The sequence below is a fragment of the Haloarcula sp. NS06 genome (assembly GCF_051122755.1).
Lineage (GTDB): Archaea > Halobacteriota > Halobacteria > Halobacteriales > Haloarculaceae > Haloarcula.
Window position 1 is genome coordinate 2,342,996 of the sequence record NZ_CP184844.1, and the last position, 23,200, is coordinate 2,366,195.

26 protein-coding genes and 1 pseudogene are annotated in these 23,200 nt (G+C 62.8%); 7 read left to right on the top strand and 20 right to left on the bottom strand.

Annotated features, from left to right (window positions below; translation table 11 throughout):
• Window positions 1-3: 3 nt before the first annotated feature.
• The 3 genes and pseudogenes from surE to ACODNH_RS16070 all read right to left on the bottom strand — a co-directional run.
• Window positions 4-780: pseudogene (gene surE / locus ACODNH_RS16060) on the bottom strand (5'/3'-nucleotidase SurE); the annotation flags it as partial.
• Between the two features lie 36 nt (window positions 781-816).
• The gene (locus ACODNH_RS16065) at window positions 817-2,277 is read right to left on the bottom strand and encodes a small ribosomal subunit Rsm22 family protein (protein WP_306705911.1); all 1,461 of its coding nucleotides are present in this window, start codon (window positions 2,275-2,277) and stop codon (window positions 817-819) included.
• Window positions 2,274-3,008, bottom strand: a complete 735-nt coding sequence (locus tag ACODNH_RS16070) for a prephenate dehydrogenase/arogenate dehydrogenase family protein (RefSeq protein ID WP_434530562.1) — start codon at window positions 3,006-3,008, stop codon at window positions 2,274-2,276. The genes ACODNH_RS16065 and ACODNH_RS16070 overlap by 4 nt, the downstream gene beginning before the upstream one ends.
• 163 nt (window positions 3,009-3,171) lie before the next feature.
• Here ACODNH_RS16070 and ACODNH_RS16075 point away from each other — a divergent pair, with 163 nt between their 5' ends.
• Window positions 3,172-3,945: a fumarylacetoacetate hydrolase family protein gene (locus tag ACODNH_RS16075; protein WP_306705915.1), complete on the top strand. Its 774-nt coding sequence runs from the start codon at window positions 3,172-3,174 to the stop codon at window positions 3,943-3,945.
• 24 nt (window positions 3,946-3,969) lie between these two features.
• Here the strand turns inward: ACODNH_RS16075 and ACODNH_RS16080 are convergent, their stop codons facing one another.
• Entirely contained in the window at window positions 3,970-4,788 is an 819-nt protein-coding gene (locus ACODNH_RS16080) for a halocyanin domain-containing protein (protein ID WP_306705918.1), read from the bottom strand.
• Between the two features lie 316 nt (window positions 4,789-5,104).
• On the opposite strand from ACODNH_RS16080, the gene ACODNH_RS16085 reads away from it, so the two are divergent.
• Both ACODNH_RS16085 and ACODNH_RS16090 read left to right on the top strand, forming a co-directional pair.
• Window positions 5,105-5,467, top strand: a complete 363-nt coding sequence (locus ACODNH_RS16085) for a winged helix-turn-helix domain-containing protein (RefSeq protein ID WP_306705920.1) — start codon at window positions 5,105-5,107, stop codon at window positions 5,465-5,467.
• On the top strand, window positions 5,464-5,766 hold the full coding sequence (locus tag ACODNH_RS16090) for a DUF7521 family protein (protein ID WP_434530563.1): 303 nt from the start codon (window positions 5,464-5,466) through the stop codon (window positions 5,764-5,766). The genes ACODNH_RS16085 and ACODNH_RS16090 overlap by 4 nt, the downstream gene beginning before the upstream one ends.
• A 22-nt stretch (window positions 5,767-5,788) precedes the next feature.
• On the opposite strand, the gene ACODNH_RS16095 is transcribed toward ACODNH_RS16090, so the two are convergent.
• Complete coding sequence (locus ACODNH_RS16095) at window positions 5,789-6,361, bottom strand: halocyanin domain-containing protein (protein ID WP_434530564.1); 573 nt, start codon at window positions 6,359-6,361, stop codon at window positions 5,789-5,791.
• A 170-nt stretch (window positions 6,362-6,531) separates the two neighbouring features.
• Between ACODNH_RS16095 and ACODNH_RS16100 the strand changes: the two genes are divergently transcribed.
• Window positions 6,532-8,058, top strand: coding sequence for a cryptochrome/photolyase family protein (locus ACODNH_RS16100; protein WP_434531447.1), 1,527 nt, complete (start codon window positions 6,532-6,534; stop codon window positions 8,056-8,058).
• Window positions 8,059-8,092: 34 nt separating this feature from the next.
• On the opposite strand, the gene ACODNH_RS16105 is transcribed toward ACODNH_RS16100, so the two are convergent.
• The 3 genes from ACODNH_RS16105 to ACODNH_RS16115 form a co-directional block, all read right to left on the bottom strand.
• Window positions 8,093-9,847, bottom strand: a complete 1,755-nt coding sequence (locus tag ACODNH_RS16105) for an ABC1 kinase family protein (RefSeq protein WP_434530565.1) — start codon at window positions 9,845-9,847, stop codon at window positions 8,093-8,095.
• Between the two features lie 52 nt (window positions 9,848-9,899).
• Window positions 9,900-12,536 carry a heavy metal translocating P-type ATPase gene (locus ACODNH_RS16110; RefSeq protein WP_434530566.1) on the bottom strand — a complete coding sequence of 879 codons (2,637 nt, stop codon included), beginning with the start codon at window positions 12,534-12,536 and terminating at the stop codon, window positions 9,900-9,902.
• Window positions 12,537-12,665: 129 nt separating this feature from the next.
• Entirely contained in the window at window positions 12,666-13,256 is a 591-nt protein-coding gene (locus tag ACODNH_RS16115) for a winged helix-turn-helix transcriptional regulator (RefSeq protein ID WP_434530567.1), read from the bottom strand.
• A 154-nt stretch (window positions 13,257-13,410) separates the two neighbouring features.
• Between ACODNH_RS16115 and ACODNH_RS16120 the strand changes: the two genes are divergently transcribed.
• From ACODNH_RS16120 to ACODNH_RS16130, 3 genes are read left to right on the top strand one after another with little or no spacing between them, the layout of a single operon-like run.
• Window positions 13,411-14,496: a metal ABC transporter substrate-binding protein gene (locus tag ACODNH_RS16120; protein ID WP_434530568.1), complete on the top strand. Its 1,086-nt coding sequence runs from the start codon at window positions 13,411-13,413 to the stop codon at window positions 14,494-14,496.
• A gap of 2 nt (window positions 14,497-14,498) precedes the next feature.
• The gene (locus ACODNH_RS16125) at window positions 14,499-15,302 is read left to right on the top strand and encodes a metal ABC transporter ATP-binding protein (protein WP_434530569.1); all 804 of its coding nucleotides are present in this window, start codon (window positions 14,499-14,501) and stop codon (window positions 15,300-15,302) included.
• On the top strand, window positions 15,299-16,273 hold the full coding sequence (locus ACODNH_RS16130) for a metal ABC transporter permease (protein ID WP_306705951.1): 975 nt from the start codon (window positions 15,299-15,301) through the stop codon (window positions 16,271-16,273). The genes ACODNH_RS16125 and ACODNH_RS16130 overlap by 4 nt, the downstream gene beginning before the upstream one ends.
• Before the next feature lie 74 nt (window positions 16,274-16,347).
• On the opposite strand, the gene ACODNH_RS16135 is transcribed toward ACODNH_RS16130, so the two are convergent.
• The 12 genes from ACODNH_RS16135 to ACODNH_RS16190 form a co-directional block, all read right to left on the bottom strand.
• Complete coding sequence (locus tag ACODNH_RS16135; RefSeq protein WP_434530570.1) at window positions 16,348-16,485, bottom strand: hypothetical protein; 138 nt, start codon at window positions 16,483-16,485, stop codon at window positions 16,348-16,350.
• A gap of 18 nt (window positions 16,486-16,503) precedes the next feature.
• The gene (locus ACODNH_RS16140) at window positions 16,504-16,746 is read right to left on the bottom strand and encodes a hypothetical protein (protein ID WP_434530571.1); all 243 of its coding nucleotides are present in this window, start codon (window positions 16,744-16,746) and stop codon (window positions 16,504-16,506) included.
• 64 nt (window positions 16,747-16,810) lie between these two features.
• Entirely contained in the window at window positions 16,811-17,518 is a 708-nt protein-coding gene (locus tag ACODNH_RS16145) for a TMEM165/GDT1 family protein (RefSeq protein WP_434530572.1), read from the bottom strand.
• Entirely contained in the window at window positions 17,515-18,207 is a 693-nt protein-coding gene (locus tag ACODNH_RS16150) for a metal-dependent transcriptional regulator (protein WP_434530573.1), read from the bottom strand. Before ACODNH_RS16150 ends, ACODNH_RS16145 begins: the two co-directional genes overlap by 4 nt.
• A gap of 82 nt (window positions 18,208-18,289) precedes the next feature.
• Entirely contained in the window at window positions 18,290-18,439 is a 150-nt protein-coding gene (locus ACODNH_RS16155) for a hypothetical protein (protein ID WP_004515676.1), read from the bottom strand.
• Window positions 18,440-18,568: 129 nt separating this feature from the next.
• Complete coding sequence (locus ACODNH_RS16160) at window positions 18,569-18,817, bottom strand: MTH865 family protein (RefSeq protein WP_306705958.1); 249 nt, start codon at window positions 18,815-18,817, stop codon at window positions 18,569-18,571.
• 155 nt (window positions 18,818-18,972) lie between these two features.
• Window positions 18,973-19,143 carry a hypothetical protein gene (locus ACODNH_RS16165; RefSeq protein ID WP_306705963.1) on the bottom strand — a complete coding sequence of 57 codons (171 nt, stop codon included), beginning with the start codon at window positions 19,141-19,143 and terminating at the stop codon, window positions 18,973-18,975.
• 2 nt (window positions 19,144-19,145) lie between these two features.
• Complete coding sequence (locus ACODNH_RS16170) at window positions 19,146-19,373, bottom strand: zinc ribbon domain-containing protein (protein ID WP_306705968.1); 228 nt, start codon at window positions 19,371-19,373, stop codon at window positions 19,146-19,148.
• Between the two features lie 182 nt (window positions 19,374-19,555).
• Entirely contained in the window at window positions 19,556-20,146 is a 591-nt protein-coding gene (locus tag ACODNH_RS16175) for a DJ-1/PfpI family protein (protein WP_306705970.1), read from the bottom strand.
• A 66-nt stretch (window positions 20,147-20,212) separates the two neighbouring features.
• Window positions 20,213-21,007 carry an HAD-IIA family hydrolase gene (locus tag ACODNH_RS16180; protein ID WP_306705975.1) on the bottom strand — a complete coding sequence of 265 codons (795 nt, stop codon included), beginning with the start codon at window positions 21,005-21,007 and terminating at the stop codon, window positions 20,213-20,215.
• Window positions 21,008-21,043: 36 nt separating this feature from the next.
• Window positions 21,044-22,429 (bottom strand): response regulator, encoded by a 1,386-nt coding sequence (locus ACODNH_RS16185; RefSeq protein WP_434530574.1) that lies wholly within the window; start codon window positions 22,427-22,429, stop codon window positions 21,044-21,046.
• An 80-nt stretch (window positions 22,430-22,509) separates the two neighbouring features.
• Window positions 22,510-23,184 (bottom strand): DUF2071 domain-containing protein, encoded by a 675-nt coding sequence (locus tag ACODNH_RS16190; RefSeq protein WP_306705985.1) that lies wholly within the window; start codon window positions 23,182-23,184, stop codon window positions 22,510-22,512.
• Window positions 23,185-23,200 lie beyond the last annotated feature (16 nt).

A 23,200-nucleotide genomic window follows, 5' to 3' on the forward strand; every position in this document is an offset into this window, starting at 1 on the left:
TTCGTACGTCTCTGCGATGGCGTCGAGTGCTTCGTGGTGTTCCGTCGTGTGGGGGGCGGTCAGCGGCGAGACGCTGATCTTTCCGTCGACGACGGCACGGCGGTCGGTCCCCTCGGGGTCGGGGATGTCGCCCTCGGCCATGTGTTCCCAGATCCGGTCGTGGAGCGTTACAGCGTCACCATCCTGCACAGCGTCCATCTCGTAGAGGTGGGACGGTCGTGTGACCGCCATCTGTGCGTCGCCCCACTCGGCAACGGGGGCGTTGATGTTCAGGTAGTCGCACTGCTCGAACACACCGGCGTCGACAGCGTGGTCGGCCAGGTAGGTCGTCGCTTTTGCTGCCTCGTCGTAGCTGTCGCCGTTGGCTTCGATATCGGCGAAGGCGGCGTCCTCGCGGACCGGGATGTACATCGAGACGGCCATTGCCGGCACGTCGAAGAAGGTGGCCTCAACAGCGGCGCTGACGGTCCCTGAGCGGCCGAGAACGTACGCGCCGAGGTTCGCCCCGCGGTTACAGCCCGCGACGACGAGGTCGGTGTCGGTGACGAGCGCTTCGAGCCCCGCCACAACGCAGTCCGAAGGCGTCCCCTCGACGGCATAGCCGAGTTCGTGCTCGTGGACGGTCACTTCGTGGGAAATAGCCCGACCAACCGCGCTCTGGTCCTCCGCCGGGGCGACAGCGGTCACGTCGCCGACTGTCGAGAGACCATCGTACACCGCCCGGAGGCCGGCGCTCTCAATGCCGTCGTCGTTCGTCAGCAGAATCGTCGGCTCGTCCATACGCTCCGTGGGGCCGTCTGCGAGAAAAGCCCACCGCTAGCGGGCCCGGTCGACGACTGTCTCGCCGTCAACGACGACGTTGTACGCTTCCTCGTCGTCGTTCCACAGCACCAGCGCGTTCTCGAAGGACAGCAGGTCGCCGTAGTCGGCTTTTCGGATGTCCTCGTTCAGTATCGACGCCTCGGTGAGCACGGCGAAGTGATCGACCTTCTGACTCCCGTCCCCAAGCAGATACAGCGGATTTGCGCCCTCCCGCTCGGCGAGGTCGTGGCTGAGTTTGACGCCGAGGAAGTTCACCCGGTCAGTGACGTAGTTCTCGGCGTCGGCCATCGGTGCGTGGATGCCCCGGTCCGGCGTCACGTCGTGCTCTCGCTTGCCGTCGGTTCGCAGAACGCTGTAGGCGAACTGCACGTCCGTGTTGACGAACTCGCCCGTCCCGCCCGCGGGGTCATCGAGACGTTGCTGCATGGTCGGCACCTCAATGTCCGGTTTCCGGTCGAACGACCACGACTCGCTGTCGGGAGACTGGTGGGGCCAGAGCCGCACCGTCGGCCCGTACACCGTCGCCGGGCCGCCGTCAGCCACCTCGCGCTCGACGGTTCGGAGCTGTATGGCCGTGTTCCGGTCGGCCGGAGCCAGCGCCAGCAACGTCCCGTCGTCGGCAAGCGCCTCGACGTACCGGTAGAGGGTCGCCACCGCGTCGTCGAGTTCGCTGAGGACGTTGCCGAAGATGATGAGGTCGTAGCCCTCGGTGTCGGTGTCGCTGTCATCGGCACCGCCACCGCTGTCGTCGCCGACAAGTGGCGACGACGGGTCGAATTCCTCGGCGAGCGTTCGGTGGATCTCCCAGCGGACGTTCTGGCCGCTGTCGTCCAATAGGCTCTCTAGCACGTCCGCAGCGGCACTCGGCTCGACGGCGTGGTAGTCCAGCAGGGCGTCGTCGGGGAGCAGGTCGCGCAGGGCGAGCGCCGGGCCACCGACGCCGGCCCCCACGTCCAGCACTCGGAGCTGTGACGGGAGCAGGCCGTCAGCGGCGAGGTCTGCGAGGACGTACTTCGCCACGGCGTAGTAGTCTGGCAGGTGGTAGACGGCGTAGCCAAGCGCGCTCAGCTCGTCGTATTCGACGGCTTGCCCCTGCAGGTACCGCTCCTTGATGTCGCGGATGCGTTCCCTGAGTTCGTCACCGCTGTCACCGCTGTGCCACTCCAGCCCGCCCCACTCTGTCAGCAGGTCGATGACCTCCTGTTCGTAGCTGTCGGGGAATTGGTCGACGCCGTCGAAGTCCACCGAGAGCCGTTCCTCGGGCGCCGGGACGAAGGTTCCGTCTTCCTGTTCGACGATGCCAAGGTCGAACGCCTCCTCTCGAAGTACCTGCTTGACGACGGCGGGGTGGGGCTGGCCCTCAACATATTCGTGTAGCTCCTCTGGGTCCAGCGGCCGGACGTTCCGGAGGTACTGGGCGTTGTCGCGTATCTGCTGGCGTGTGTCCTGGTTCATGAGAGTTGCTCGTAGAGCCGCTCGAAGGTATCTGCGTCGGCGTCGGCGAGTTCGCTGGCGGCGTCGGCGACCGCGTCCGCGCCGTCGAATGTCCGCTGAATATCGGAATACACCCGCGGGTCGCCGCCGGTGACCTGCTCGACGAGGTCGAACAGGCCTGCCGAAATCGGCGTCTGAAACCGGTCAGGCACGTCGGCGGCGGCCATCGCGAACGCGAGTACGGCGGCATGGGCGCTGGCCTGTACCGTTTCCATGGCTTCGTCGTGCTCTGCCGCCGTCGTCTCGAAGCAGTTGTTCCCGGCTGCGGTGAGTGCGTCGACGACAGCCTCGGCGTCGGGACCCGACGCGTCGGCGACGACGGCGACGTTCCCGGGCGCATTCTCGGGGGCAAACAGTGGGTGCAGGCTGAGTCGTTGGCCATTGGGCATCGCGTCCCGCATTGCTGCGACAGGGCCTGCCATGCTCCCCGTTACGTCAACGATTGCATCCGTAGCACACGGCGCGAACTCGTTGATAGCCGTCTCGGCGACGGGCATCGGCACCGCGATACAGACAACATCGAAAGTCTCAGCCGCGTCGCTGGCGACAGCGCGCCCGCCGACCGCGTTCGCAGCGGCTTCAGCGGCCGACTGGTCAAGGTCGGTGAAGGCGACGGTCACGTCGGCGTGGGTTTGGACCGTACGTGCGAACCACTGGCCCATCGCGCCGGCGCCAACGACGAGGACGTTCATCGGCCCAGCGTAGCCCGTCCCGTCTCAAAAGCCGTTCGGTCACACGCCTGCTCGCCGCGACACCGCAGGTGACGATAGTCGGGTAGACAGCCGTCGAACAGCCCGCTGTGGTCCGGTTTCCCCCTCCTAAACGCTTATCCGTCGGCCCTGAGAGAACGGTGACATGAAGCGCGTTCGATTCCGTGATACTGGGGGGAACGTTCGCGGCGGTCGCTGGACCGTCGAGGACGGCGAGCCCGTCGTCACCGCCGCCGCCGGACCGTACGGCCGTATTGCGTTCGGCGACGAATCCTATGACCCCGACGAGGTAGACATCCTCCCGCCCTGCGAGCCGACGAAAGTCGTCTGTATCGGGCGCAACTACGCCGACCATGCCGAGGAGATGGACTCGGACGTCCCGGACCGGCCGATGCTGTTTCTCAAAGCCCCGAACGCCGTCGCGTCCCACGGCAAGCACCTCACGATGCCCTCGGGGAAGGAACGCATCGACTACGAGGCCGAACTCGGCGTCGTCATCGGCGAGCAATGCCGGAACGTCAGCGAATCGGGCGCGATGGACGTCGTCGCGGGCTACACCTGCGTCAACGACATCTCCAACCGCGACGACCAGCGGCGGGAACAGAACTGGGTCCGCGGGAAGGCCTTCGACAACGCCTGCCCGATCGGCCCGCTCGTGGCCACACCGGAGCACGTCCCGGAGGACGCCAGCATCGAACTCCGACTGAACGGCGAGACGAAACAGTCCTCCTCCCGCGAGCACCTCATCTTCTCCGTCCCCAAGCTAATTGCGGAGATAACTTCGTACATGACCCTAGAGCCCGGCGATGTCATCGCCACAGGGACGCCAGAAGGGGTCGGCCCGATGGAGGACGGCGACAAAGTCGAAGTCGAAATCGAAGGTATCGGGACGCTCAAACACAGCGTCAAAATTCCATAGGCGGCCAGTCGGTTGGTTCCGACGCTATTCCACGACGATTGCGCCTCTCATCCCCAGGCCCTTATGCGGTTTACACGAGTACAGGTGGGTTCCAGTTTCCTCGAAGGTGTGCTCGTAGGCACTCCCCTCGTCGGTGACGAGTTCCGAGTCGAGCGGGCCATCGCCTTTCGAGACGATATTGTGAGGACCACCGTCACCTGTCCAGTCCCAGCGGACGGTCGTCTCAGTTGATATTTTCAGGGCAGGGGGGTCGAATGCGAACTGACCACCATTACCCTCGGCACCGACTGTAACAGTTGTAGTATCAGTGTCGGTACGGTCGGCAATGGTGCCATCGAAGTTACTCGCCGCTGCGAGCCACTCGTCGACAGTGTCGTTACCTGAGGACGGTGGCTCTTTCACAATAATCGCACCCTTCATCCCATCGTCGCGATGGGGTTCAGAGACGTAGCGATACTCGCCGGTCTCCTCGAAAATGTAGTGATACATTGTCCCGGACTGCGCGTTTGTCCGGCCGCTGTCGAAGGTACCATCGAGTGCGACGACGTTCTGCTGGCCACCGTGGCCAGTCCAGTCCCATCGAACTGTTGTCATTGGTGGAACCTCAATGACAGGCGGGTCGAACGCCAGTCCGCCGTCCGTTTCCTGACCAACCCAGATCGTTGGCCGGGACTGGGGGCCGAACCTGCGGGGTTCGCCGTCGTAGCCGTTGGCATCATCAAGCCAGTCGTCAAGCGACTCGGGCGTCGATTCAGGTGTTTCGGTTGGTGTCGCAGTTTCAGTTGCCGTCGCGGTTTCGGTTCCGGTTTCGGCTGCTGGTTCTGAACTACTTCCCGAAGACACGCACCCGGCGGTAACGGCAAGCGCTGTCAACCCTGTGCCTGTAAGAAACTGTCTGCGAGTGGAGGGCCGTTGCATAGCAAGCTAGTTGTTGTTATTCGGTGATAGAAAAGTGGGTGTGCCCTTTCCAGATTCTGGAAACAAACAGTCGCCCTTTATCTAAGGGTAGTTTATGTTTCCGACACTGACTGGAAGCGGCTGTCGGGGCACCGCGGGATATCGTGGGCGCAATATCCCACAGGTTTCACATCGCTGGCCCGTCATATCGAGATCGAACCGCCCGCAGAACTACCTCCACACGTCCCCTGAAGGGTCCGCCGTGGCACACAACGACTCGAGCAAGACACAGGCGCTGTTCGACGCCCTCGCCGACCCTGACTGTCGCGACATACTCAGGGTGCTCGACGAGCCGTTGCCAGCCAAGGAGGTTGCCTCGGTCTGTGATCTGCCCCAGACAAGCACCTACCGGAAGCTCGAACAGTTGAGTGAGGCTGAGCTGGTCGCCGAGGAAACAAAGGTGCGTCCCGATGGCCATCACGCGACGGCGTACGTCCGGGACTGTGACGGTGTGTTTGTCGGTGTCGACGACGATGGCGTGCTCGAGGTTAACGTTCTGCCGGCTGAGGAACGGCCGAGTGACCGGCTCGCACTCCTATGGTCACGCGTCAGTGAGGAACTATGAACGGAGATATCCCACTCATTGTCATCGGATTCAAGACTGTGACAGTGTTGCTTGGCGGGCTTATTACTTACTTTGCCGCTCGCGCAGCGTTGAGAACGAGGGCGACCGGACTCACATATCTCGCCGTCGGGTTCGCGACCATTACTGTCGGGTCGCTCATCGCCGGCGTCGCGGACCAGCTGTTCGGTCTGAGTACCAACGCTGCACTGATCTTCGAGAACGCGCTCACCGCGGTCGGCTTCGCGGTCATCGCGTATTCGCTGTACGTCACCAGTCGCTCCGCGCTGGTGACCCAATAAAAATCTGCCGGACAGCTATCCGTTATTCGACGACGACTGCGCCGACCATCCCGAGCGCCTTGTGCGGGACACAGTTGTAGAGGTAGGTGCCGGTTTCTTCGAACGTGTACTCGTAGGTGTTTCCTTCCTCTGAGACAGCTGAACCCGAGTCGAGCGGGCCGTCGCCCTCGGACTTGACGTTGTGGCCGGCCCCCTGACCGGTCCACTCCCAGACGACCGTCGTTCCGGTCGAGACGTTAATTGCCGGCGGATCGAAGGCGAATGCGCCGCCGTTGCCTTCGGCCCCAACAGAGACGGAGACCTCGTCTTGGTCGGTCATCACGACCATGGAGCCATCGAAGTTCGACGATTCGCCGACGTAGTCCGCGACCTCGCCCGGCGCTTCGACAGTCTCCATTCCACCGCTGCCCTCGGTGTCCATCTCCTCGGCCTCGGTGGACTCCATTTCATCGCCTCCGGTGGCCTCCATCTCTTCGGCTTCCGTTTCGCCGTCGCCACCATCGCCGCCGGACCCGCCACAGCCAGCAAGGAGTCCAGCGCCTGATACGGCCGCCGTCGTGCGGATGAACGTCCGTCTGTCGAGGTCGTCTGTCATGCATTTAAAGTTATGACTGTGCACGTATAAGCGAGTCGTTTCTGTCGCTTGTCAAGAAACAATTATTGAGGTTTTGACCGCCCTGCTGTCCCGGGATACCAACACAGTTCGGACGGGGATTGATGCTGATACAGGTCCGTACTGGAACTAATGGGAGTGTCCGTCTACCGATGACTGTCTGGCTTCGCGGTGACCACCTCATCCGGCGATCTGGACCCGTCGCTCAACGGCCTGACGAACCGGTGCTTCTGATAGAATCGGAGTCGTTCGCCCGCAAACTACCGTACCATCCACACAAGCTGATTCTGCTGTTCAGTGCAATGCGGCATTTCCGCGACGAACTTCAGGACGATGGCCGAACAGTCCACTACCACCAGACAGAGAGCTTCGAGGACGGACTGACGGCACATTTTGAGGCCCACCCTGACGACACGCTCGTAACCCACCGTCCACAGACTGAGTCTGCACAGGCGCGTCTCGAATCGGTTGTCGCCGATGCCGGCGGAACCGTCGAGTTTGTCGCCGACGAACGCTTTCTCTGCTCACCATCCCAGTTCGACGAGTGGCGTGGCGACGGTCGCTACCGTCACGAGGACTTCTACCGGTTCATGCGCCGGGAGACGGGTTACCTGATGGCGGACGGTGACCCCGTCGGCGGCGAGTGGAACTACGACGACCAGAACCGTGAGACCCCACCCGACGAGTGGACGCCACCGGAGCCACCGCGGTTCGAGCCGGATGCCGTGACCGAGGACGTTATCGAGTGGGTCGATTCGACGTTCGAGGGAAGCTACGACGAGCGGCCGTACGGCGGTGACTGGACCGACCCCGAGCCGTTCCGCTGGCCCGTCACTCGCCGGCAGGCCGTCCGCGCGCTGGACCACTTCATCACGAACCGCTTGTCGGAGTTCGGCTCGTATCAGGACGCGATGCTGGACGACGAGTGGGCGATGAGCCACAGCCTGCTTTCCACGTCGCTCAATCTGGGACTTCTCGGTCCCGACGAGGTCATCGAGCGCGCTATCGCCGCCTACGAGGACGGCGACGCGCCGCTGAACAGTGTCGAGGGGTTCATCCGACAGGTGCTTGGCTGGCGTGAGTTCCTCCGGCACGTCTACCGCCGGGAGATGCCGGACCTAGCCGAGGCGAACCAGCTCAACGGGAGCGAGGCCCTACCGGACTTCTACTGGGACGGCGACACCGACATGGCCTGTCTCTCCGACGTGGTGGACGGAGTCCGGGAGCGGGGGTATTCACACCACATCGAGCGGCTGATGATTCTCGCGAACTTCGGCCTCATCTACGGCGTTGAGCCGGCACAGCTGAACCGCTGGTTCCACGCTGGCTACGTCGATGCCTTCCACTGGGTGACGACGCCAAACGTCGTCGAGATGGGGCTGTACGGCGCGGGCGTGTTCGCCACCAAACCCTACGCCTCCTCGGCGAACTACGTGGACAAGATGAGCGACTACTGCTCGGGCTGTCCGTACTACAAGACGAAGACCACCGGCGACGGAGCCTGCCCGTTCAACGCGCTGTACTGGGACTTCCTCGACCGCAACGAAGACACGCTTCGGTCGAGCCACCGGATGGGACTGATGTACAGCCACGTCGACAACAAAGGCGACGAGGAACTCACGGAGATACGTGACCGGGCCGAAGAGATCCGCAAAATGGCGGCCGAAGGCGAACTCTGAGCGCCGCTGTCTCGTGGGAGACCGTAGGCACTGGTTACTCGTCTCCGTCCGCGGCGTCAGTTGCCTGCCGCTGTTGCATCTCGTGACGGGTGAACTGTGGCGAGGACAGTGCCGGCCCGCGGCGTCGGCGGAACGACCAAGCGAGAATTCCGATCACGACCGCGCTCCCGCCCAGTGCGAGGGCAGCAGGCTGGAGTCCGCTCACGGTGTAGAGATAGGCACTCACCGGCACGCCGGCGCTAGCGACGATACCGAGCAGGAGCCGCTTGGCGAGCACCCGGCTCAGTCCGTCGGAGTCTTCCAGGACGGTCTTGACAAGCAGTTCTTCGCGCTCGACTCTGTCGAGTGCGCCCTCTAGCTTCGGCGCTGCTCGCACCGCTGACCGGGTCCCGTCCGTCACCGTCTCTTGGATTTCTGTCTTGATCTGCTCCCGAACGTCGTCCCCGGCGCCTTGCTCCATGACGTACTCCGAGATGATCTCGATGAAGTCGAACTCGGGGTCGAGCGTCCGACAGACGCCCTCAAGTACTGTTGTCACACGGACCACCAGCGCCAGGTCCTGTGGCAGTCGCATCGGGAACTCGTACAGTTGCGCCTCGAACTGGCCGACGAGCTGTTCGATGCGGTACTCACTGATATCCTCGCCGCGGAACTGCTCGATGACGATGTCGAACGCTTCCCGCATCACGTCGCGGTCGGCCATCGGGTCCAGCGCGCCCATCTCGACGAAAGCGTCCATCACGCGGTCCACGTCGTCGGTCGCCAGTCCGACGTAGAACTCAAGCAGCTGGTCCTGTGTTCGGGGACCGAGGTAGCCAGTCATCCCGAAATCATAGAAGACGAGCGTCCCGTCTGGCTGGACCGCCAGATTACCGGGATGGGGGTCGGCGTGGAAGAGGCCGTCCTCGACGATCATCTGGATGTACACCTCTTCGAGGCGGCGGACGAGCGCTGGACGGTCGATGTCGAGTTCGTCCAGCCGCTCCACGTCGTCGATTTTCACCCCGTCGAGGTATGTCATCGTCAGTACGCGGTCCGTCGAATGACTCTCGACGACATCCGGGATGGCGATGTCGTCGTCGTTTGCGAAGTTGTCGCCGATTTCGCGGAGCATTCGCGCCTCGTGGCCGTAGTCCATTTCCCGGCGGACAGTCGTTGCGAACTCCTCGGTGAGATTTTCCAGCGTGAACGCCTGGCCCGGGTCCGCGCCGTAGGTGAGCACCGGCAGCAGCGTCGACAGCACGCGCAGGTCGGATTCGACACGCGTCCTGATATTGGGTCGGAGCACCTTCACAGCGACCCGCTTGCCGTCGATCTGCGCCTCGTACACCTGCCCAAGCGAGGCCCCGGAGATGGCGGTCGTGTCGAACGCCCCGAACAGCGTGTCAATATCGTCGCCCAGTTCCCGTTCGATGACTGGCTCGATGGTCGCCCAGGCGTCCGGCGGAACGTTGTCCTGCAGTTCCGAGAGCACGTCGACGTACGCCCGCGGCAGGGCGTCGGGCCGGGTCGAGAGCATCTGCCCGAGTTTGATGAACGCCGGGCCGAGGTCGACAAAGGTGTCTTTCAGGTAGCGGGCGCGCCGCGTCCGCGTCTCGGGGGCCACTGACCGGGACCGACCGAACAGGAGGAACCGTTTCCGGTCCCGGCCCCACTGCCAGAGCAGCGGGACGAACTGCCAGACGATGACGAGCGCCCGCCAGAGCGCCCGGAGCCTGACGCCGACACCGCCCGGCTGTGACACTGTCCCTCCCGTCGGTTCGTCGGCGACACGCTCCTCAGCAGTCACTGTTCGTAGATGAGGCCCGGCGACAAATGAGTCTGCTGGAGACGGTCCCCACTCAGCGACGGAGGAAGCCAAACAGCCGGTACGCTGAATCCGGCGTGTATCGGCGGAACGCGAGGCTGTTTGCGAGCACCGACACGGACGAGGCAGCCATCGCCGCGGCGGCAAGTGCCGGCTGGAGGAGTCCCAGCGAGGCCAGCGGAATCATCACGGTGTTGTACCCGAGCGCCCAGAAGAGGTTCTGCTTGATTTTCTGAAGCGTGGCCTCGGATATCCGGATGGCCTTCACCACGTCGGCGGGGTCATCCCGAAGCAGGGTCACGTCCCCGGCTTCGATCGCCACGTCGGTCCCCGAGCCGATGGCACAACCGACGGTCGCGGCCGCCAGCGCCGGCGCGTCGTTGACGCCGTCACCGACCATCATCGCCTGGTCGCCGTCGCTCTGAAGGTCGTCGACCGCGTCGGCCTTGTCTTCCGGCAGTACGTCGGCCATCACGCTGTCGGGGTCGATACCGACCTCCTCGGCGACGGCGCGGGCAGTCCGCTCGTTGTCACCGGTGATGAGCCAGACGCCGAGTCCGCGTTCGCGCAGGCCGCTGACGGCGGTCTTCGCGGACTCCTTGACCGTGTCCGCGTCGGCGACGATACCGATGAGACGGTAGTCCGGGTCGCTGTCGCCCTCGGTGCCGTCACCATCCGCATCCTCGGCCAGCGCGACTAGCATCGCCGTCTTGCCCTCGCGTTCGAGGGCGTCCATCTGCTCCTCTGCCGGCGCGGTGTCGACACCGGCCTCGGACAGCAGTTTCCGGTTGCCGACGAGGACGTGACCGTGACGCGTCGTCGCTTTCACGCCCTGTCCGGGGACGTTCTCGAACTCGTCGGGGTCGTCGACCTCGATACCGCGGTCGCGTGCGCCGTCGACAATGGCCTCGGCCAGCGGATGCTCGCTGGCGTGTTCGGCATTTGCGGCGACTTCGAGGACGAACGCCTCGGTCCGTTCGCGCTCGGGCTTGAGCGCCCCGCCGTCCGCGGCAGGGCCGACGACTTCCACATCCGTGAGTTCCATCTCGCCTTTCGTCAGCGTTCCCGTCTTGTCGAAGACGACAGTGTCGACCTCGTGGACGCGTTCGAGCACGTCGCCGCCCTTGAACAGGACGCCGTTGCGCGCGCCGATTGCTGTTCCGACCATCGTCGCAGCGGGCGTTGCCAGCCCGAGTGCGCAGGGACAGGCGATCAGGACAGCGGAGGCGAACACGACGACCGCGAACTCGGAGACGCCAACGCCGGCCGGGCCGCCCGCAGCGAGCCCCCACAGCGGGAGCGCGTCAACGACGGCGGCCAGCGTCTCCGGCGCGACCGCCCACAGCACCGCCCAGAGGACGGCGTTACCGATGACTGCCGGGACGAAGTACGCCGAGATGCGGTCGGCGACGTTCTGGATGTCCGGCTGGCGCGACTGGGCCTGCCGGACCCGCTCTGCTATCTGCTGGATAGTCGTCTCCGAGCCGACCTTCGTCGCCTCGACTTCGAGGACACCGTTCTGGTTCACCGTCGAGCCGATGACCTCATCGCCCTCGCCTTTCTCGACCGGGACGGACTCGCCGGTCACCATCGACTCGTCGACCGCCGAATCGCCGTCCATGACGACGCCGTCCGTCGGAATCTTCTCTCCGGGCCGGACCTTCAGCCGGTCGCCGACCCCGACCTCGTCGATGGGGATCTCCTCCTCGCTGCCGTCGTCACGGACGACCGTTGCCGTGTCAGCCTCCATCTCAAGCAGTTGCTGGATGGCGGCCCCGGCCTGACTCTTCGAGCGGGCTTCGAGATAGTTACCGAGCGTAATGAACACGAGGATCAGCGCGGCCGTGTCGAAGTACAACCCCGTGCTCGCAATCAGTCCGGACAGCGCAGCCACTGAGTAGACGTACGCTGTCGAGGAACCCAGGGCGATGAGAACGTCCATGTTCGCCCGGCCGTTGTTGACCAGCGCCTTGTAGGCGTTCTCGTAGAACGGCCTGCCAAGCAGTATCTGGACCGGCGTCGCCAGCGCGAAGGCAACCCAGCCCTGTGGCACGCCTAGAATCGTCTGGCCAACGAGGCCGAGCGAGAACAGGTGGTCCGCCATGAACAGCAAGAGCGGGGCCGACAGTACCGCTCCGAACAGCGTGAGTCGGAGCTGTCTGCGCGTCTCCTCGTTGCGCGCGGCAGCACGGCGGTCAGCGCCGGACTGCTCACCGCTGTCGCCGTCCCCACCGTTTGCACTCCCGCTGTTCTCCCTTACGGGGGTGTAGCCGGCAGATTCGATAGCGTCGTAGAGGTCTGAACGCGACACGTCGGCCGGGTTGTACGTGACCTGGGCCTCGTCGGTGGCGTAGTTCACGCTGGCGTCGATGACGCCTGCGGTCCCTTCCAGCGCCTCCTCGTTGGCCTCTGCGCAGTTCGCACACGACATATCGGTGATGCCGATAGTCACCGTCTCCGTTGCGACGCCGTAGCCGGCGTCCTGTACGGCGGCGACGATATCGGCCAGTGACACCACGTCAGGGTCGTACTCGACGCTCCCCTCGTCGGTGGCGTAGTTCGCGTCGACGGACGAGACCCCGTCCAGCTCGCCTACCGACTCCTCGATAGTGCCCGCGCAGTTGGCACAGCTCATCCCCGTCAGTTCGAGCCGAGTGGTCCGGTTACTCATCTTGTCTTACTCTACGCCCCCCTTATTCATGCGGTTTGTCCCTTCGATTCAAATCTCAAAATAGACTATCAGGTCGATATCCAAACTCATGCCGCCGGAAAGTCAGCAATCAAAAGGAGGTGTCGTGGTTCAGGCACCATCTTTCAGTGACTCGTACTGGTCGACGAACCGCTCTGCACAGGACCCACAGCAGAAGTAGTACCGCTCTCCGTCGAGCGTGCGTTGCTCACCTTCTTCATCGACGGTGTTGCCACACTCCGCACAATCGGGCGCAAACTCCGCCGCACCAAGCCCGACGGTCCACTCGCTGTCCGCAATCATCCGCACCTCGTAGCGGTCCACGTCCCCGAGGTCGACGTGTTCGGCGAGGAGTTCGCTCGCGTCGGACTGCGGAACGGTCGCCGCCAGCACGACCCGGCCGCCGGCAGTCCGATAGACCCGCTCAACGGCGTCGGCGTCGCTGACCGCTCCGGCGATATCGGTAGCCCGACCCGGTTTTGCGTCTATCTCGATCAGGACCGGCACGCCGGCCTGTAACAGTGAACGGTCGACATCGACGGTAAAGCCCTGTATCAGTCCCATTTCGACGAGCCGGTCGACTCGGTCGGAGACTGCCGGGGCCGAGAGGTCCACCCGCTCGGCAATGTCACTGTAGGGCCGCCTAGCGTCTTCGAGCAGCAACCGGAGGATTTCGTGGTCTGTGTCGTCGAGTCCGGGCATATCGGACCAACTTCGAGCGCCGGCTTATGTGTTGTGTCCGCCCGTCTCTGTGACACAGAGCGGATTTCAGGCATGGGTGCCTCGAAGGATTAGACAAGTCTAATTCTATAGTTAGATGAAAACTATTATATTCTTCTCCGATAGCAAGCAACACATGGAAACTAACCAACTCTGTGGCGATAAGCCGTATAGAGTCACCCGCAGGCAGGCACTCAGTGCCGGAGCTGGAGTTCTTGCGTCCGGCTTTGCCGGCTGTCTGACCGGCGGCGGGACGGAAGCGGGATCGAATAGCAGCGACAGTCCCAGCGATGCGGACGGACCGGTCGCAGTCGCGTCGTTCTTCAGTTTCTACGACTTTGCCCGGAAGGTCGCACGCGGGACGCAGATAACGGTCAAGAACCTCATCCCGACCGGACTGCACGGCCACGGCTGGGAACCGGACGCTAGCATCACGCGGGAAATAATCGACGCGGACGCGTTCATCCACGTCGGCCCAGACTTCCAGCCGTGGGCCGACCGCGCGATTCAGACGCTCGAAGACGACAACGTCGATACCGAACTCATCAACGTCCGCGAGGGTATCGAACTCGAATCACTCGCGGCGAGTCTTGACCGCGACGAAGAGGGCGTCGGACAGAACAGAGCCAGCGACCCCCACTTCTGGCTTGACCCACAACGCGCCAAACAGTCGGTCGACAATATCACCGATGGGCTGGTCGCGCTCGCACCGGACGCCGAAGCCACGCTTCGGGACAACGCCGAGACGTACAACTCGGACGTTCTCGACCGCATCGACGCGGACTACGCCGATATTTTCGACCGGGCCGACAGGAACGTGGTTCAGCTCGCGGCGCACAACGCCTTCCAGTACATCGGATCGCGTTACGGCGTTGAGATGCGCCCACTCGTGGTCAATCTCGCGGCCAGTGGTGATGTGAAGCCCACGGACATCACCGAGGCAAAAGAAGTCATCGCGGATAACGACATCCGGTACATCGGGGCCGGCGTCTTCGAGACGCGCAAGCCTGCAAAGCAGCTACTTGCCGAGACACCAGTCAAAGCCTACTACCCTGTGACACCGTATGCTGGCGTCCGTAAGGAGTGGGTCGCAAACGGCTGGGGGTACGAGGAAATCGCCTACCGAATAAACATGCCGACGTTCGAGGTTGTTCTGGGCAACACGGCACCTGAAGACGCGGGGCCCGACGGCTGGAGCGAGGACTGGCGGAACTTCGAATGAAAATGACAACGCGTTCATCCCACCGAGACGGTGCTGACGAAGCAACGACCGAATCAAACGAGAGCGGGCCCTCCGTCGTTGAGCTCGCAGACGTGTCGTTCGGGTACACGTCCACGCCCGTTGTCGAAGATATCAGTGTCAGTATCGATGCCGGAGAGTACGTCGCCGTGGTCGGCCCAAACGGGTCCGGCAAGTCGACGCTCATGCAGTTGCTGCTCGGGCTTCTGGAACCGGACAGCGGGACTGCAGAGCTGTTTGGCGTCGACGCGACGGCGTTCGACGACGGAGCCAGAGTCGGCTACGTTGCACAGCGTGCCGGGACGAGCCGAGAGATGCCGATAACGGTCCGCGAAGTGGTGAAGATGGGCCGGTTCCCACACGTCGGGTTCGGGCGTCTCTCCGCGGCCGACTGGCGTATCGTCGACAGGGCCATCGACACGGTCGGGATGTCGGCGTTCGCCGACCGGCGAATCACACAGCTTTCCGGCGGGCAGCGCCAGCGCGCGTTCATCGCCCGGGCGCTGGCGGGTGAGGCCGACCTGCTCGTTCTGGACGAGCCGACCGTCGGCGTGGACACTGAATCGGTCGACGCCTTCTACGGACTGCTCGAATCGCTCCACGACAACGGTATTACCGTCCTGCTCATCGAACACGACCTCCAAGCCGTCACTGAACACGCGGAGCGCGTCATCTGCCTGAACCGCGAAATATACTTCGACGGGCCGTCGGCGGAATTCACCGACAGCGCGGCGCTGTCCAGAGCGTTCGGGACAGGTGCGCGGTCGCTGACCGGAGGTAACCGATGACGCTCGCGGTTGCCGCCGGCGGTGTCTACGAGGCGTTCGTCCCGATCTTGGAACTGTGGTACTTGCTCCTGACACAGCTCTACCATCTGACCGGGCTGGAGCTCATCAACCCCGAGTACACATTCATGTACCGGGCGATACTGGTCGGGCTGTGCGTCGGCGTCATCGCGCCGCTTATCGGGACCTTTCTCGTCCACCGCCAGCTCGCCCTCATCGGGGACGCACTCGCCCACACGGCCTTTGCCGGCGTCGCTGTCGGGCTGTTTCTCAATGCCGTTCTTGAACTGAGCATTTCGCCGTACCTCACCGCCGTCGTCGTGGCCGTTATCGCGGCGTTGCTCATCGAACTCATCTCTGAGGCAACCGACGCCTACAACGACGTGTCGATGGCGATTGTCCTCTCGACGGGGTTCGCGCTGGGGACGGTCCTCATCAGCCTCAATGCCGGTGGTCTGGCCGTCGGTATCAATCAGTACCTCTTTGGTAACCTCTCGACGGTGTCCGCCGAGAACGCGGTCATCATGCTCGGGCTGTTCAGCGTCATTGTCGCAACGGTCGCACTCACCCGCAACCAGTTGCTGTACGTCACGTTCGATGAGACCGCCGCCGCCGTCTCCGGACTGCCGGTCGCCTGGTACAACCGGATTATGGTGATGCTGACGGCGCTCGTCGTCGTCGGTGCGATGCAGATCATGGGCGTCATCCTCGTCGCGGCCATGCTGGTCGTCCCGGTCGCCGGCGCGACGCAGGTGTCCCGGAGCTTCTCGGAATCGCTGCTAGTTTCGATTGTACTGGCCGAACTGGCCGTCCTGATCGGCATCGGTATCTCGTACTACGCCGGTGCGACAGCCGGCGGCGTCATCGTTCTCGTCGCAGTGGGGATCTACGTCCTCTCGGTCCTTGCCGGGAAAGTCCGACAGACGGGCGCTCCGGATGAGACGCGGGAACTCGACAGCATCAGCCAGGACTGAACAACGACCCTAGTGGGTTCGCTGGTCGCGACTGAGAGCCATTGCTGGCGACTAAACGCTGGCCTCTGGGCGAGTCACTGGAATGCATCACAGTCGCTGCTCCCGCTCTGCCAGTGGACGACGTTGTCACCGGTGTACTCAACAATGACGTCGTAACAGTTGTCGTCGTCGAACGTCGTCTCCTCCGAGATATCGGTCCCGGCGATGGTCATCGCGATCGTTATCGTGCCCTATCTGTCCGGAAGCGAATCGTCCAGTTCCACGGTTGCACCGTCCTCCGCAGCCCTGACAGTATGTGTCTCCTCGTACACCGTTTTGCGGTCGACCGTGACTGTGAATTCGAACTCTTGTGTCGCCGAACCGGTGTTCGTTAGCCGCACGCCGGCGAGTCGAGCGCTCGCAGGACTGAGTGCTGCACAGCCCGAGAGTGCAACGAGTGTTCCTGCTGTGAGAAGGCTACGTCTGGAGGGCATTATCCGGTACTGTCGGGCGTTTTGCAAAAGTCTTCTGTCGCTCAAATCAGCCAGGCCGTTCGTCTCAGGCACCCATCTGCGCCGCGATGGACGAGACCATCGTTTCCCACAGCGAGATTCCCATCGTCACGCTCAGGGCGAAGTCCGCGGCGAAAAACAGGAACAGCCCTGCGCCGACGAAGTGCGCTTTCCGCAGGTTGAAACGGTGGGCGAACCGGTGGAAGAACAGCGCGTTGGCGAGGCTCACTGGAATGATGGCGAGCATCTCACCGGTCCAGATAGCGCTGGCGTGGGCGCTGTACTGGGCGGCGAGCGTGATTGTAATGAGCTGGGTCTTGTCGCCGAACTCGCCGAAGGCCATCATCGCGAAGATGGGCAGGAAGCCGCCGAGTTTGTTCGGCACTTGCCAGTCGACAACGGGAACGCGAACGTCTAGCTGTCCGCCGTCAGTGGTGAAGCCGGACGCGGGCTCCTGTTGCTCTGCCCCCGCTGCCGGGGCACTGCGAAGCAGTAGTATCGCGAACAGCAGGAACATCCCGGCGGTGAGGCTTTCGAGGACGATTCCGGGCAGTATCGACGTAATTGCGGAGCCAAACCAGACCTCCAGCACCGTCCAGCCGGCGAAGGCACTGCCTGCGGCGCTGACGACGAGAAACGGATTGAACCGCGTCGACAGGCCGGCGATGATGAACTGGACTTTCTCGCCGGGGAGCACCGCGAGCTGTGCACCGGCCGCTATCGCAACTACTGTCAGCCACGTCGCGTCGCTCACGCCTGACTCACTCCGTCTTCGCTCTGCATATCCGGGGCACGGACTTGAATCGCATCGGCGATGTGGTCCGGAAGCGACACTGACGACCCGCTCTCGAGCTGGACCGTCACCATCCCGATGGGAGCGACTTCCTCGACAGTCAGCACGGTCCCCGGCGTGATGCCGGCGTCGGAGAGATACGTGAGTTCGTCGGGATCACGGTCCCGGACTCGTGCAACTTCAAGTCGCCCCCCTTCGCCGTGTTCTGACAGCGCCGTCGCGGAGTCGTCGTCGATGGGGTCCAGCGAGTCGCTGGGAATCGGGTCGCCGTGGGGGTCGAACTCAGGTTCGTCGAGGACAGCCGCGACCCGGCGCTCGAACTCCTCGCTGATGTGGTGTTCGAGCACCTCCGCTTCCTCGTGGACCTCGGCCCAGTCGTACCCCAACTGCTCGGTGAGAAACGTCTCAAGCAGGCGATGGTGGCGGATAATCTCCAGCGCCACCGTCTCGCCTTCCGGCGTTGTCTGCACGCCCTTGTACTTCTCGCGCTCGATCAGCCCGCGGTCAGCCAGCTTCTCGACCATACTGGTGACCGTCGGTGCCGTAACGTCCAGCATCTCGGCGATAGTAGACGGAGCAATCGGCGGGTCGCCGTCCCGCTCAAGGCGATAGATGGCCTTCAGATAATCCTCCATCTTGGCACTCAGCATACACCAAATTAGACGGATCTAACCCAAAAGATTGGCGATTCCAACAAACTTGTGCGCGACGACCACATCCAACCCACCGCTGTCACTCGTCGGCAGCGTAGGTTTCGCGTCGGTTCCGGGTCAGGAGCCACAGGAACAGATAGCCGATGGCACCCAGAACGAACAGCGTTGCGGGGATGAGAAACGGTCCGAATGTCCGAACGAGCGTCTCGATCCCCGGCAAACCGACCATGTACTGACTAGGGACGTTGCCCTGATAAACCTCAAGGATATGTGGGAACGGCTACCGACTCGTTCGTCCGAGGCTCTCACGAGTTATCTCGCGAAACCAGTGAAGCGGCCGGGAGCCAGTGTGGCCCGCTCAGATGAGGTCCTGATCTTCGAGCGAAGCCATGACGTCGTCGACGAAGTCGTCGACACTCTCGTATGGGAACTCCCCGTTGAGCTTCGTGTTCAGTTCCATCGCTGTCATCGAGAAGTCGCCAGACTCGAACTTCGTCGACGGGCCGCCCGGAAGTGCTGGGACGAGGTCCATCGGACTGGAAATCGGATAGTCTGCTTCCCCGAACGCATCAACGAACTGTGAGCGGAGGTCTTCTTTGTCAACCATGGTCGGACGTTGTGCGAGTATTATGATAAAAGGTTCGACATCGGTACACTTTCCCATTGTTTGGAGTTTATTCGAGGAGTGCGATGTTCTGGACGTGGTGCTGTGCCGATGTATGAACGACTCACCCCGACCCCAACGCGACGGGCCCGGGTAACTCACCGGACTCGACTTTCGTCGTCCGTATCGCGCCGGGCAAGCCGTTCGGCAGTCTCACGGTCCGTCTCGACGTGCTGGTCGTGTTCGCTTCGGACCAGCGCGTACAGGGCCAGCGGTGCGGCCACCGCGAGCAACATGACTACGAGGAACAGCCCGGTCGTGGCAGGCATCGTTAGCCGAGGAAGATGTCTGCCAGGTCGCTCCCGCCAGACCCGGTGTCACGGTACAGCTCCGAGTAGCCGCAGTTTGTACACGTGACGACCTGAAACTGGTTGGTCTGAATATCGAACATCTTCGAGAGGCCGCCGCCCGTGGTCGAGATGCTACCCACGTCAGTGCCGGTGTGACCACACTTCGGACAGCCGCGGTCGCCGTCCTGTGGTGAAGTGTTGGAGGGCATTGCAGTCGACGTTTTGTGCCCCTGTGTAACAAATCTGGTGCTACCCTGTCGAGAGTTACGATGACCGCTGTAAAACGAGGCGGGCGAACGTAATGGTGCACTATGCCAGTTCCCACCCGCCTCAACGGAGGGAAACGCCCACGTTATTTGTTTGTTATGAATCCCTCCAAAACTGTGTGACCTCAGTCGTCAGCGGGAATCGGCTCGCCGTGGGACACCTCGTCGCCGAGCAGGGCCATGAACTGCGCAAGCCACTCGGGGTGGTCGGGCCAGGCCTGCCCGGTGACGAGGTTGCCGTCGGTGACCACCTCGTCGACCCACGAACACCCGCCAGCCTCACACTCGGCGCGACAGGCCGGGTACGACGTCATCTCGTAGCCGTCCAGTACGTCGGCGGCGGCGAGAATCTGCGGCCCGTGACACAACGCTGCGACCGGTTTGTCCTCTGCAAAGAAGTGCTGTACCGCGTCTAGCACCTCGTCATACGTCCGGAGATACTCGGGGGCGCGACCGCCGGGGACGACGAGTGCGTCGTAGTCGCTGGGTGTCACGTCGGCCATCGTCGCGTTCAGGACGAAGTCGTGGCCGCGGGACTCCATGTAGGTCTGGTCGCCGCGGAAGTCGTGTATCGCTGTCTTGACTGTCTCTTCGGCCGCTTTGTCGGGACATACCGCGTCGACCTCGTGGCCAACCATCTGCAGCGCCTGGAACGGCACCATTATTTCGTAGTCTTCGACGAAATCGCCGGCGATCATGAGGATGTCTTTGCCCATTGGAAACACCACTGAAAGCTACAGTCGCCGTCAAAATAAAGTCGCAGGTGAATTACCAACTCTGTGTCACGCGTCGAGCGACGCCAGCACTTCTTCGATGTCCCCCAGCGAGTCGATGACGTAGTCGGGCGTCACAGCGCTCCGCTCCAGCGACTTCTCGTTGGAGACGCCAGTCCGGACGAGAACGGTCGTCATCCCGTTCCGCTCGCCCATCGCGATATCTGTCTCCAGTCGGTCGCCGACGATAACACACTCTGCCGGGGCACAGTCCAGCCGTTCCAGCGCCGCCTGAACGGCAATCTCTGATGGTTTACCGAGTATCCGGTCTGGATCCCGCTCGATGACGCCGGCGACGGCGTTGATTATCGCCCCGGAACCGGGGACGGGGGCGCCGTCTTCTCCAGGGAACGTCCGGTCCGGGTCAGTCCCGAGGAAGACGGTGTCGTCGTCGACGGCCCGAAGCGCGTCGACCATGTCGTGGTAGTGGAAGCCGTCCGTCCAGGAGGCCAGTAACACGTCAGTCTCGGCAGGGTCTTCGACCAGTTGTGCCTCTGTCCCCATGACCATATTGCGGAGCGGGTCACTCCCGATGACGAACACGTCGTCACCCGCATGGGACGTGTTGAGGTACTCGCGAGTGACGACGCCGGAGGAACAGGCCTCGCCCTCGCGGGCGTCGACACCCATCCCCCGTAGTCGTTCGACGTACTCGCTCCCGTCGTGGATAGGGTTGTTCGAGAAGAAGCAGATTCCCAGGCCGCACTCTCTGAACACATCAATTGCCGACGCCGCACCCGGCAACAGCGTGTCTCCGTGGTATACCGTTCCGTCCAGGTCGATGATAGCCCCCGAAACTGTCATTACCACTACTCGGAACCCGGCAGTGAAAAGTCCGTCTCAGTTGTACAGTTCGACGCCTGTCACTTCAAATCGCGCCCCGCCGCTCTCGCTCTCGACCAGTGACACTTCCCAGTCGTGGGCCTCAGCCACTTGCTCGACGATAGCTAGACCGAATCCAGTCCCGTCCTTCGTCGAGGAATAGCCCATCTCGAACACGTCATCAGCGTCGCCTTCGACACCTTCGCCGTTGTCTGCGATGTAGAAGCCGTCGCCGGAGTCCAGTAGTCCGACCATTATTTCGACGTCGCCGTCGTTGTGTTCAATGGCGTTCCGAAACAGGTTCGCCAGCAGGTCTTGGACGCGCCCGCTGTCGGCGGCGAGTTTCGTACTCGATTCGACCGACATGGAGGCCTGTTCCGCCTCGATCCAAGTCCACGCGGTCGACGCCAGCGTTGACAGCTCCGTCTCCTGTGGGTCACTGACTGTCTGGCCTTGCCGTGCCAGCGTGAGTACGTCCTCAATGATACAGCCCATCCGGTCCAGCGACCGGTCGATCTTGGCGACCAGTTCGGCCTCCTCGCTATCGTCTGGCTCCGTGAGCAGGTCAACAGCGCCCTGAGCGACGTTCAGCGGGTTCCGCAGGTCGTGACTGACGACGCTAGCGAACTCTTCGAGTCGCTCGTTCTGGCGTTCCAGTTCGCGCTGGCGTTCGACACGTTCAGTGATATCGCGTGAGACCAGTTGGAAGGTATCTGACTTGCGATGGCTGTCGACGGGGATATACTGATTGTGATAATGTCGGCCGCCGACGGCGTCCTCAGAGCGTGTCGCGGTCCCGTTTTCGACCGCGCTTTTCCCGGCTTCGAGACGCTGGCTGGCCGCCTCGCTGTCCATCACTGCGCTCAGTTTCTGGCCGACGAGCGCATCAGGGTCGGCACTCAGTCTGCGTGCCATCGAGGGATTCACTGAGAGGATGGTTCCGTCCGTCGTCAGGTGGACGATACCGTCCGGTGAGTCCGAAACAAGTGACTCGAACTTCTTGCGGGTACGTTCCTGCGAAACGACGTTTTGGATCCGGTTTGCCAGCCGACCGTACTGTTTGTCTTCGACGACTTCGAGCTTCAGGAGGTAATCGGCGACGCCCGCCGCAATAGCAGCGCTCGCCGTCTCTTCGTCCCCACGCCCGGTCAGTAGGATGAACGGGATAGACGGGTTTGTCTCTCTGATCTCCTCAAGGAGTTCCAGCCCGTCCATTTCGGGCATTTCGTAGTCACTGACGACGCAGTCGAACCCGCCCCCGTCGAGCCGTTCCAGCGCTTCCGCAGCGCTGTTTGCCGCGACGGACTCAATGCCGTGTTGTTGCGTGAGCGTATCAGCGGTCATCTCCGCGAAAAAATCGCTGTCGTCAACAACAAGCGTTCGTATATTAGTTTCAGATGTCATATGGGCGGCAGGGTCCTTGTTCCCCAAACGGTCTGTCCGTACTTATATTTCAAGGGAGCTAGGTTGCCCGCTGGTCCCGGCTAAAGCGGTACCGGTGGGGCAATCGAAACGCGGAGGCCAGGACTGTGATGGACCAGTGGGGCCGAGTTACAGGCTGATATATCAAACAATTTGAGCATAGAGCCGGTTACAGTTGCGTCAACACGGTCGAGTCGCCACGGGTCATGGCCGACGCTGCCCACGAGCTGTGTCCCAAAGCGCCCCGTTGTGAAGTAACGCTGCCGGTCGACGAGGAAGGAGGCCAGCGAGTCCGGTGGAATCGCTACTGGTTCACCATCAGTCGTGTACCGACACTCGAACAACCGGCGGTCGCCAGCGTCGAGGACACGTCGGCGGTCGGCCGTCGGGAGCGTTCGCGGGACAGCATCACCAACCGTGATGCGAAACAGTTCCGAGACCGCTGTCGCCGTCCGCCTGTCGTCACCGAACAACCCGAGCACGCAGACCCCGCGTTGACCGGTCGGGCCGCGGACATAGGTCCGAACCGTGAGCAACTCAGACGGCCCAGCGACCTCGATACCAAACGTCTCGACGCGGTCGACAGTTGCCACAACGGCCGACACCCAGGCGTCGCCGTCGGTCGTCTCAACGGTGAGCCAGTCGGGGACTGCCGCCTGCACCGCTGCTTCGGAGACCGGCCAGTGACAGAAGCACACGTCGTCTAACGGGACCTGTAGCGGACGGAGGGCAACCACATCCTCACTGGGGCCG

Bases quoted from the DNA above. Each gene is read 5' to 3' on its own strand.
- ACODNH_RS16130 (WP_306705951.1), top strand. From the start codon at position 15,299: ATGACGCTCGCGGTTGCCGCCGGCGGTGTCTACGAGGCGTTCGTCCCG.
- ACODNH_RS16115 (WP_434530567.1), bottom strand. From the start codon at position 13,256: ATGCCCGGACTCGACGACACAGACCACGAAATCCTCCGGTTGCTGCTC.
- ACODNH_RS16125 (WP_434530569.1), top strand. From the start codon at position 14,499: ATGACAACGCGTTCATCCCACCGAGACGGTGCTGACGAAGCAACGACC.
- ACODNH_RS16090 (WP_434530563.1), top strand. From the start codon at position 5,464: ATGAACGGAGATATCCCACTCATTGTCATCGGATTCAAGACTGTGACA.
- ACODNH_RS16155 (WP_004515676.1), bottom strand. From the start codon at position 18,439: ATGGTCGGTTTGCCGGGGATCGAGACGCTCGTTCGGACATTCGGACCG.
- ACODNH_RS16075 (WP_306705915.1), top strand. From the start codon at position 3,172: ATGAAGCGCGTTCGATTCCGTGATACTGGGGGGAACGTTCGCGGCGGT.
- ACODNH_RS16160 (WP_306705958.1), bottom strand. From the start codon at position 18,817: ATGGTTGACAAAGAAGACCTCCGCTCACAGTTCGTTGATGCGTTCGGG.
- ACODNH_RS16140 (WP_434530571.1), bottom strand. From the start codon at position 16,746: ATGCCCTCCAGACGTAGCCTTCTCACAGCAGGAACACTCGTTGCACTC.
- ACODNH_RS16095 (WP_434530564.1), bottom strand. From the start codon at position 6,361: ATGACAGACGACCTCGACAGACGGACGTTCATCCGCACGACGGCGGCC.
- ACODNH_RS16065 (WP_306705911.1), bottom strand. From the start codon at position 2,277: ATGAACCAGGACACACGCCAGCAGATACGCGACAACGCCCAGTACCTC.
- ACODNH_RS16165 (WP_306705963.1), bottom strand. From the start codon at position 19,143: ATGCCTGCCACGACCGGGCTGTTCCTCGTAGTCATGTTGCTCGCGGTG.
- ACODNH_RS16120 (WP_434530568.1), top strand. From the start codon at position 13,411: ATGGAAACTAACCAACTCTGTGGCGATAAGCCGTATAGAGTCACCCGC.
- ACODNH_RS16170 (WP_306705968.1), bottom strand. From the start codon at position 19,373: ATGCCCTCCAACACTTCACCACAGGACGGCGACCGCGGCTGTCCGAAG.
- ACODNH_RS16175 (WP_306705970.1), bottom strand. From the start codon at position 20,146: ATGGGCAAAGACATCCTCATGATCGCCGGCGATTTCGTCGAAGACTAC.
- ACODNH_RS16070 (WP_434530562.1), bottom strand. From the start codon at position 3,008: ATGAACGTCCTCGTCGTTGGCGCCGGCGCGATGGGCCAGTGGTTCGCA.
- ACODNH_RS16135 (WP_434530570.1), bottom strand. From the start codon at position 16,485: ATGACCATCGCCGGGACCGATATCTCGGAGGAGACGACGTTCGACGAC.
- ACODNH_RS16100 (WP_434531447.1), top strand. From the start codon at position 6,532: ATGACTGTCTGGCTTCGCGGTGACCACCTCATCCGGCGATCTGGACCC.
- ACODNH_RS16180 (WP_306705975.1), bottom strand. From the start codon at position 21,007: ATGACAGTTTCGGGGGCTATCATCGACCTGGACGGAACGGTATACCAC.
- ACODNH_RS16110 (WP_434530566.1), bottom strand. From the start codon at position 12,536: ATGAGTAACCGGACCACTCGGCTCGAACTGACGGGGATGAGCTGTGCC.
- ACODNH_RS16150 (WP_434530573.1), bottom strand. From the start codon at position 18,207: ATGCTGAGTGCCAAGATGGAGGATTATCTGAAGGCCATCTATCGCCTT.
- ACODNH_RS16185 (WP_434530574.1), bottom strand. From the start codon at position 22,429: ATGACATCTGAAACTAATATACGAACGCTTGTTGTTGACGACAGCGAT.